This window comes from Pseudomonas sp. GM84, from assembly GCF_000282535.1.
Taxonomy (GTDB): Bacteria; Pseudomonadota; Gammaproteobacteria; order Pseudomonadales; family Pseudomonadaceae; genus Aquipseudomonas.
The window spans coordinates 1-5,752 of record NZ_AKJC01000274.1; the positions used below are offsets into that span (position 1 = coordinate 1).

A 5,752-nucleotide genomic window follows, 5' to 3' on the forward strand; every position below is an offset into this window, starting at 1 on the left:
CTTGCCGGCGATTGGGCCGCACAGCGGCCCCAAAACGACAACGGCCCGCAAGCGGGCCGTTGTATAGCTAGGTGCTGGATCAGCTCAGGGCTGCCAGGACCTTGCCGGTGATCGATTCGACCGAACCGACGCCTTCGATGTGGCTGTACTTCGGCTTGCCAGCGTTGGCGGCCGAGAGCTTCTGGTAGAAGTCCACCAGCGGCTTGGTCTGGCTGTGGTAGACCGACAGGCGATGACGCACGGTTTCTTCCTTGTCGTCGTCACGCTGGATCAGTTCTTCGCCAGTGACGTCGTCCTTGCCTTCCACTTTCGGCGGGTTGTACTGAATGTGGTAGGTGCGACCCGAGGCCAGGTGCACGCGACGGCCAGCCATGCGGCCGACGATTTCTTCGTCGTCGACGGCGATTTCGACCACAGCGTCGATATCGACACCGGCCGCGACCATGGCTTCGGCTTGCGGGATGGTCCGCGGGAAGCCGTCGAACAGGCAGCCATTGGCGCAATCAGGCTGGGCGATGCGCTCCTTGACCAGGCTGATGATCAGCTCGTCGGAGACCAGCTGGCCAGCATCCATGACTTTCTTCAGTTCAAGGCCCAGCGGGGTGCCTGCCTTGACGGCGGCACGCAGCATGTCACCGGTGGAGATCTGTGGAATACCGAACTTCTCGGTGATGAACTTTGCCTGAGTACCTTTACCGGCCCCGGGAGCTCCCAGCAGAATTACGCGCATCTCGTGCTCCTCAAATTTTTGTATGAAATTCAATGGATTCGGCAATCAGGGCCAAGTCCGGAAAATCGGGTATGACCATAAATCGGTCAGAAGGCTGCTCAAGATACACAGCGCTCGGCAGCCAGACAAGCGCCACAAAGTTGCAGGAATGTGCCATCGGCAACCTCGGTTGCGGGTGGTTGCGCCCGTCGCAACCACCCTCTTCACCCTGCCCTGGTCCAGGCTATGCACCAGGACCGTGGCACGCCTGCATGCCCTTAGCCGGTGTTGCGAAGACCCGCCGCAATGCCCGCAACGGTCACCAGCAAGGCCTGCTCCAGCGGGCTGTCCAGAGCGGCTTCACGGCTGCGCGAACGCGCCAGCAACTCGGCCTGCAAGCGGTGCAGCGGGTCCAGGTAGGTGTTGCGCAGGCTGATGAATTCCAGGGTCTCGGGGCTGTGCGCCAGTAGCACCGGTTGCCCGGTCAGGCCCAGCACCACCTGGCAGGACTGCGACAATAGGTCGCGCAGGTGCACACCTAAAGGAAGCAAGTCCGGTTGCACTAGACGTTGGTCGTAGGCCTCGGCGATCTGCGCATCGGCTTTGGCCAGGACCATCTCCAGCATGTCGATGCGGGTGCGGAAGAACGGCCATTGTTCGCGCATCTGGGCCAGCAGCTCGCCCTGCCCGCGAGCCAGGGCATTGCTCAGCGCCGTCTCCCAGCCCAGCCAGGCGGGCAGCATCAGGCGTGTCTGGGTCCAGCCGAAGATCCATGGAATCGCCCGCAGGCTTTCTATGCCACCGGCGCGCCGCTTGGCCGGGCGGCTGCCCAGGGGCAGGCGTCCGAGTTCCTGCTCGGGCGTGGACTGACGGAAGTACTCGACGAAATCCGGGTTGTCCCTGACCACGCCACGGTAGGCCTTGAGGCCGTCGGCCGCCAGTTGGTCCATCAGCTCGCGCCAGGCCGGCTGTGGCGGAGGGGGTGGCAGCAGGGTGGCTTCGAGCACTGCCGCCAGGTAAAGGTTGAGGTTCTGCTCGGCGATGCCCGGCAAGCCGAACTTGAAGCGGATCATCTCGCCCTGCTCGGTGGTGCGGAAACGCCCGGCCACCGAGCCAGGTGGCTGCGACAGGATCGCCGCGTGGGCGGGACCGCCGCCACGGCCCACGGTGCCGCCGCGGCCATGGAACAGCAGCAGCTCGACCTGATGCTCCTGGCAGATGCGCACCAGGCTTTCCTGGGCGCGGTACTGGGCCCAGGCGGCAGCGGTGGTGCCGGCGTCCTTGGCCGAGTCGGAATAACCGATCATCACTTCTTGCGGCCCGCGCAGGCCGGCCCGGTAGCCCTGCAGGCCCAGCAAGCGCTGCATGACCGGCCCGGCGTTGTCCAGGTCGGCCAGGGTCTCGAACAGGGGTACCACGCGCATGGGCCGGGTCAGCCCTGCTTCCTTGAGCAGCAGTTGCACCGCCAGCACATCGGAGGCAGCGCCGGCCATGGAGATGACGTAGGAACCCAGCGAGGCACCCGGCGCGGCAGCGATTTCACGGCAGGTGGCAAGCACTTCGGCGGTGTCCGCCTGGGGCTGGAAATGCGCAGGGAGCAATGGCCGGCGATTCTTCAGCTCTGTCTGCAGGAATGCGATGCGCTGCTCTTCATCCCAGTCGCCATAACTGCCCAGCCCCAGGTAATCGGTGATCTCCGACAGCGCATCACGGTGCCGGGCGGCATCCTGGCGCACGTCCAGGCGGCCGAGGAACAGGCCGAACGTCACCGCACGGCGCAAGCTGTCGAGCAGCGGGCCATCGGCGATGACGCCCATGCCGCATTCATGCAACGACTGGTAGCACAGCTGCAGCGGGGCGATCAGGTCGCGGTTGTCCACCAGCACGTCGGCGCCGGCCGGCTGGTTGCTGGTCAAGGCGCTGTGCGCCCAGGCGCGGGTGGCGCGCAAGCGGTCGCGCAATTGCTTGAGCACGGCCCGGTAGGGTTCGGCGCTGTCGCCTACCTGTTCGCGCAGCGCGCTGCTGGCCTGCTGCATGGACAGCTCGGCGGCCAGTGCATCGATATCACGCAAGAACAGGTCGGCCGCCATCCAGCGTGCCAGCAGCAGCACTTCACGGGTCACGGCAGCCGTGACGTTAGGGTTGCCGTCGCGGTCGCCGCCCATCCATGAGGCGAAGCGGATCGGCGCAGCTTCCAGCGGCAGGTGCAGGCCAGTGGCTTCGAACAGCGCCTTGTCGACCTTGCGCAGGTGGCTGGGGATGGCCTGCCACAGGGAATGCTCGATGACCGCGAAGCCCCATTTGGCTTCATCCACCGGCGTGGGCCGGGTGCGGCGGATTTCTTCGGTGTGCCAGGCCTCGGCGATCAGCCGACGCAAGCGCTCGCGTACCTGTTGGCGCTCGGCGGGCGTCAGGTCGCGATGGTCCTGCACCGCCAACTGGCCGGCAATGGCGTCGTACTTCTGGATCAGCGTGCGGCGAGCCACCTCGGTGGGGTGCGCGGTCAGCACCAACTGGATATCGAGCTTGGCCAGCTGTCGGGCCAAGGCATCGTCCTTGTGCCCCGCCTGCTTGAGGCGCGCCAACAGCTCGGGCAACACCCGTGCCTCGAAGGGCTCCCCCTGCTCGGCATCACGCCTGCGAATCAGCTGGTACTGCTCGGCCATGTTCGCCAGGTTGAGGAACTGGTTGAAGGCCCGCGCCACCGGCAGCAAGTCTTCCTCGGCAAGGTCGGCCAGCGTCGAGCTCAATTGCTCGCCGGCACCGCGCCGGTCGGCCTTGGCACTGTGGCGTATGTCCTCGATCTTCTGCAGGAAGGCCTCACCGTGCTGCTGGCGAATGGTTTCGCCGAGCAACTCTCCCAACACATGGACATCTTCACGCAAGCGCACATCGATATCGGTCATTGGCCCTCTCTTTGGCGCGGCTCGCCCGCGCATCGCCCAGGTAACAGCATGCCCCAAGAGTGCCCACAGCCAGGGCGCCATGGCAAGCCGCGATCGGGCAAAGCAAACTAAAGTAAGAGCAGAGCAGTCCGATGAATGCAGCCTTTCCAGGCGTCGACAGAGGTCACCATGAAAATCCGCGAACTCGCCCAGCACTGGGAGCAGAATGCCGCAGGCACCCTGAGCCCCACCGGCCACACCTTGCACCTGGACCTGGAGTCCGAGGCCCGCCTGGCCGCGCTCATCGACATGTACCCCAAACGTACCGCCGAGGAACTGCTGGGCGAACTGGTGGGCGCCGCGCTGGAGGAGCTGGAAGCCAGCTTCCCCTACGTGCAAGGCCAGAAAGTCATTTCGACTGACGAACAAGGCGACCCGCTGTACGAAGACATCGGCTCCACCCCGCGCTTTCTGGCCCTCTCGCGGCGCCACCTGCACGGCCTCAGCAACCCCGGCGATGACACCGGCAATTGATAGCCCTCTCCACGGTTCCGGGCTTCCCCATGGCCCGGAATACCCTGTGTCGCCCTTGAAAGTTCCCCGTCACGACCACTGACCATGCAGTCAGAAATAGTCGCCCAGCCTTGGCATTTTTTTCTGAACCATTCAAAAAAGCCCTCAGTCAGAGCCAATAGCCATCACGCTAAAACCCTGCACAACTGCCGTCGTGCATCGTTCAGCGCTAGTGCGGACAGGGGCCAGGGATTGAGCGATGGACTGCTACGGATATCGTCGTTTTCAGGAGTGATCCAATGGAGCTGACCATCATGAAAACCCGCACTGCGAAAATTTCATCCCCCCACGTACACGGACTCAAGCTGGCCGCGCTGGCGCTGGGCAGTAGCCTGGTCCTGGCCGGCTGTGCCGGCAATCCGCCCAGCGAGCAGTACGCCGTGACCCAATCCGCTGTGAATTCCGCCGTCAGTGCAGGCGGTACCGAGTTCGCCGCCGTGGAAATGAAAGCGGCCCAGGACAAGTTCAAGCAAGCCGAAATCGCCATGCACGACAAGCAGTACGACGAAGCCAAGCGCCTGGCCGAACAGGCCGAATGGGATGCCCGCCTCGCCGAACGCAAGGCCCAGGCGGCCAAGGCCGAGAAGGCCGTACAGGAAGCCCGCCAGGGCGCCCAGGACGTGCGTCAGGAAGGCATGCGCAGCGCTCAGTGAGCGCGCCACGTCTACCTGAGCCTTCGCAACCGATCAAAGGATGAACACCATGCGCAATCACATCATGATTCCCGCCCTGCTGGCCCTGAGTGTCAGCCTCGCTGCCTGCTCGCACGACCCGAACCCGAACCTGGAGTCGGCCCGCACCAACTTCTCGGCGCTGCAGAGCGACCCGCAGTCGAGCAAGGTCGCGGCGCTTGAAACCAAGGATGCCCAGGATTCGCTGAACAAGGCCGACAAAGCCTTCATGGAGCGCGAGGACACCCAGCAGGTCGACCAGCTGGCCTACCTGACCAACCAGCGCATCGAAGTGGCCAAGCAGACCATCGCCCTGCGCACTGCCGAGAACGAGCTGAAGAACGCCTCGTCCGAGCGCGCCAAGGCCAAGCTCGATGCCCGCGACGCGCAGATCGCCAAGTTGCAGGACAGCCTCAACGCCAAGCAGACCGACCGCGGCACCCTGGTCACCTTCGGCGACGTGCTGTTCGACTTCAACAAGGCCGAACTCAAGAGCAGCGCCTTGCCCAACGTCACCAAGCTGGCCCAGTTCCTCCAGGAGAACGCCGAGCGCAAGGTGATCGTCGAGGGTTACACCGACAGCGTCGGTTCGGCGAACTACAACCAGACCCTCTCGGAACGCCGCGCTGCTGCCGTGCGCATGGCGCTGGTACGGGCCGGCGTGGACCCTGCGCGGATCGTCGCCCAGGGTTACGGCAAGGAGTACCCGGTGGCGGACAACTCGAGCAACTCGGGGCGTGCGCAGAACCGTCGGGTGGAGGTGACCATCTCCAACGACAACCAGCCGGTGGCGCCGCGCTCGGTGAGCCAGAGGTAGCAGCAAGGTTGGTTAGCTGAAATGAAAAGCCCCGCGATCGATGCGGGGCTTTTCATTGGCTGTACCGGCCCTATCGCCGCGGTTCGTCGCCACGACA

5 protein-coding genes are annotated in these 5,752 nt (G+C 64.6%); 3 read left to right on the top strand and 2 right to left on the bottom strand.

The genetic code is table 11. The features are described from left to right. Nucleotides 1–79: 79 nt before the first annotated feature. Both adk and ppc read right to left on the bottom strand, forming a co-directional pair. Nucleotides 80–730, bottom strand: coding sequence for an adenylate kinase (gene adk / locus PMI38_RS20715; RefSeq protein WP_008098202.1), 651 nt, complete (start codon nt 728–730; stop codon nt 80–82). A 257-nt stretch (nt 731–987) separates the two neighbouring features. Then, nucleotides 988–3,615: a phosphoenolpyruvate carboxylase gene (gene ppc, locus PMI38_RS20720; protein WP_008098204.1), complete on the bottom strand. Its 2,628-nt coding sequence runs from the start codon at nt 3,613–3,615 to the stop codon at nt 988–990. Nucleotides 3,616–3,783: 168 nt separating this feature from the next. Between ppc and PMI38_RS20725 the strand changes: the two genes are divergently transcribed. The 3 genes from PMI38_RS20725 to PMI38_RS20735 all read left to right on the top strand — a co-directional run bounded on the left by PMI38_RS20725 (nt 3,784) and on the right by PMI38_RS20735 (nt 5,655). Then, entirely contained in the window at nt 3,784–4,128 is a 345-nt protein-coding gene (locus tag PMI38_RS20725; protein WP_008098206.1) for a hypothetical protein, read from the top strand. Between the two features lie 278 nt (nt 4,129–4,406). Continuing rightward, nucleotides 4,407–4,820 carry a DUF4398 domain-containing protein gene (locus PMI38_RS20730; RefSeq protein WP_008098208.1) on the top strand — a complete coding sequence of 138 codons (414 nt, stop codon included), beginning with the start codon at nt 4,407–4,409 and terminating at the stop codon, nt 4,818–4,820. A gap of 49 nt (nt 4,821–4,869) precedes the next feature. After that, nucleotides 4,870–5,655, top strand: a complete 786-nt coding sequence (locus tag PMI38_RS20735; protein ID WP_008098210.1) for an OmpA family protein — start codon at nt 4,870–4,872, stop codon at nt 5,653–5,655. The last annotated feature ends 97 nt before the right edge of the window (nt 5,656–5,752 follow it).